The following is a 204-nucleotide window of genomic DNA, read 5'->3' as shown; positions in this document are numbered from 1 at the left end:
GGGCTGCGGGAACGCCGCCCACCGGTCAGCGGCTCTGGCGGCCGGGGCACGCCCGGTCCCATTCCGAACCCGGAAGCTAAGCCGGCCAGCGCCGATGGTACTGCGGGGGAAGCCCGTGGGAGAGCAGGGCGCCGCTGACCGGTGGACGGCGTTTCCACGCGGGGGCGGGGCCCCGGGGGAGCATCTCCCCCGGGGCCCCGCCCC

General features: G+C 78.4%; 1 rRNA gene. It reads left to right on the top strand.

Annotated features, from left to right (window positions below):
• Positions 1-24: 24 nt before the first annotated feature.
• Positions 25-140 (top strand): 5S ribosomal RNA (rrf, locus tag H6A21_RS10845).
• The last annotated feature ends 64 nt before the right edge of the window (positions 141-204 follow it).

The organism is Collinsella tanakaei (assembly GCF_016902615.1).
In the GTDB taxonomy this organism is placed as follows: Bacteria; Actinomycetota; Coriobacteriia; order Coriobacteriales; family Coriobacteriaceae; genus Collinsella; species Collinsella tanakaei_A.
This window is presented reverse-complemented; position numbering and strand designations above follow the sequence as displayed.